Below are 388 nucleotides of genomic sequence, written 5' to 3'. Positions count from 1 at the left end.
AAATAGAAATTGAAATTAGTTATATATGGAATTTTGAAAATTTTCAATAAATATGTTTGGACTAAGTTGTAAAGGGTATATTTTAAATACATTAAATTAAAGAGGTTTTAGGAGGATTTTTAAAATGATAAGAGTATGTCCATTTTGTTCAAATGTTGATGTTAATAAAATAAAAGAAATTGTTGGAGACGAAAATGTAAAAACAGGTTGTATAGGCCAATGTCGTTCATTTAAAAAAGAGGCTGTAGGATTTATAGATGGAGAGCTAGTTATAAAAGAAAATGAAGAACTGTTTTTAAAAGAAATATCTAAATAAAAGATAAATGAGCTATATATATTTATATAGCTCATTTTTTTGAAATAAATTAATTTAATATTTATTCTATAG

The 388-nt window shown here is 22.2% G+C and carries 1 protein-coding gene; it reads left to right on the top strand.

Annotated features, from left to right (window positions below):
* The first annotated feature begins 124 nt into the window (after positions 1-124).
* On the top strand, positions 125-316 hold the full coding sequence (locus VN21_RS14350; RefSeq protein ID WP_021429486.1) for a hypothetical protein: 192 nt from the start codon (positions 125-127) through the stop codon (positions 314-316).
* Positions 317-388: the final 72 nt, after the last annotated feature.

This window comes from Paraclostridium benzoelyticum (genome assembly GCF_001006285.1).
Classification (GTDB): Bacteria; Bacillota; Clostridia; order Peptostreptococcales; family Peptostreptococcaceae; genus Paraclostridium; species Paraclostridium benzoelyticum.
Note: the sequence above shows the minus strand (reverse complement) of the source record. Positions and strands in the feature narration are given on the sequence as shown.

Excerpts from the sequence above, each read along its gene's own strand:
- VN21_RS14350 (WP_021429486.1), top strand. The coding sequence starts at position 125 with ATGATAAGAGTATGTCCATTTTGTTCAAATGTTGATGTTAATAAAATA.